Here is a 2,229-nt window from a genome sequence, read left to right on the forward strand (position 1 = left end):
GTCAAGACGATCACAGTGACATATCCTGATGATTACAGCGACACAACAGTTGCCGGACTTACAGCAGAGTACAAGGTTACGATCAATTATATATCAGTTACCACGGTGCCTGAGTACACAGACGCACTGGTCAAGAAGGCTACTGATGGTGAGTACACAACAACCGATGACTACACAGCACATCTGAAGGAAGATGTTCAGAAGAACAAGGACGATTCCGCGGACGAGACAGACAGAGCTTCTGTTCTCAAGGCTGTTGAGGAGAAGGTTACATTTGACAAGTATCCTGAGGATGAGGTAGCTTCCTACATTCAGTCCATGGTGTCAAATGTGAGAAGTGCCGCAGACAACTACGGAATCGACTTCGAGGCATATATGAAGTATTTCTATGGATATGAGGACGAGGCATCATTCCTTGAGTACCTTCACACCACAGTTGAGAACGTCATGAAGGAGAAGATCGTTGTGTCATGCATAGCAATGGACAATGACCTCATCGCCGATAACGCAGACATAAAGGCGTACAGACAGAAGGTTATGGACAAGAACAATCTGGAGAATGACTCAGACGTGGACAAGTATTACTCAGAGTCAGACCTGATGTTCTATGCCACAGAGGAGAACGTGCTTGACTATCTCATGAACAGATCAGTTCAGGTGGAGGCAACTGCAACAGATGCATCTGAGGCAGCCACAGAGGAGTAAGCTGCACGCGATATATTTGAATATGGATAAGCTGATAGAGACCGAGGTTTTATGCCCGGTCTCTATTGTCGTCTATAGACAAATGAATCTGTGGTTTATCCACATTGACTAAGGGGCTCCGGGAATTTAAAATAAAAGAGAACATGTCTTTATTTTAAAGATAGAAAAGGAAAGGGGATATTATGAGAAAGAACATTGCGAGAAAATGTCTGTGCATTGCTCTGGCTTCAGCCATGATGCTCGGTGAGGCGGGCACGGCTATGGCAGCCAGTGTGGAAAATGCGGCAGACGGAAGAACTGCTGCCACAGTGGCGGCGGAGGAACAGGCTGATGTGGCGGCAGCCAATGTCAGCATATGGTATGCGGGAGCTTATAAGAACTCAAGGACCATAACGATCAATGCAAGCGGCCGGGCTTACAGAGTTGAGGTCTGGGTCAATGGAGTAAAGTGCGGGGAACAGTACAACGGAGAGGACCAGCAGTCCTTTAGTATTAACTGTGAGATCCCGGCGCTGCTTGATTCCACCTACAACGCAGAGGTTAGAGCCTACGATTCAAATGGAGAGGTGACTGTACAGAAGGTTTCACCGGTCAAAACTGACAAGGTGAGCTTTGATGGTGATCCTAGTGTTAGTGTAGGATATACAGTCGGAAGCACTGGCTATGCAAAACCAGGCTATGTGTCTGTCAGCGTATATCTTGATAGCAGGCATTCAGATGAGGTCAAGTATGAGGTTCAGAGAGCGACCAAGTCAGGTGGGCCATTTACCACGATCGCAACGGGAAGTGAATCTTACACGTCAAGACTTGCATATCTTGACAGCACTGCGAAGACCGGAACTACATATTATTACAGATTCAGGATCGTGAGCGGTTCAGATCAGTATGTGAAGACGAGCAAGGTCATAGCTACAAGTAAGACAGCTTCAGTAAAGGTGGGCATTCCAGAGGTGGATCAGCTCTATGCTTCAAGCATGAATGTATCAGAAAAGATAGGTAAGCCGGGAGTATTCCTGTGGATGACCAGCAATTTTGCAAATCAGTACGATGTGTACCGCTCAACAAACAAGAGCAAGGGCTACAGAAAGATAAAGACTATATATTCTGCTGATTTCACGGACACTGCGGTCAAGAGTGGAACGGTATACTACTACAAGGTAGTGCCAAAGTATTACGACTCACAGACACGAAAGATAACAACAGGAAAGACATCTGGTGTTGTCGGCGTAAAGTTCATCATGAATGCAGCAGGTGCACCTAGCCTTATACAGACAGGCAACAGATCACTGAAGTGTACATGGGCTGCGGACAATACCGCAGACGTATCATACGAGGTATGGGCAAAGAGAACCGATATAACCGGTGATGCATACAAGCGTATGGTGGTCACCAAGAAAAACTCATGCACCCTTACAAAGCTTGATCCGAACGGAACATACAAGGTGATGATAAGGACAGTCAAGAAATCAGGAGCTGCCGTGAGATATGAGACGACAGATACATCTGAGAGGACCATGGGTTACA

2 protein-coding genes are annotated in these 2,229 nt (G+C 46.4%); both read left to right on the forward strand.

Features of this window, described 5'->3' with window-relative positions; all coding sequences use genetic code 11:
* Positions 1–705 (forward strand): trigger factor (locus tag ABUA34_RS14145; RefSeq protein WP_502880276.1); only part of this gene is annotated, 705 nt, incomplete at its 5' end.
* A 182-nt stretch (positions 706–887) separates the two neighbouring features.
* Positions 888–2,229: fibronectin type III domain-containing protein (locus tag ABUA34_RS14150; protein ID WP_349823530.1), on the forward strand; the 1,342-nt coding region annotated here is incomplete at its 3' end.

This window comes from Coprococcus sp. RTP21428st1_C9_RTP21428_210409, assembly GCF_040227395.1.
Taxonomy (GTDB): Bacteria; Bacillota; Clostridia; order Lachnospirales; family Lachnospiraceae; genus Coprococcus; species Coprococcus aceti.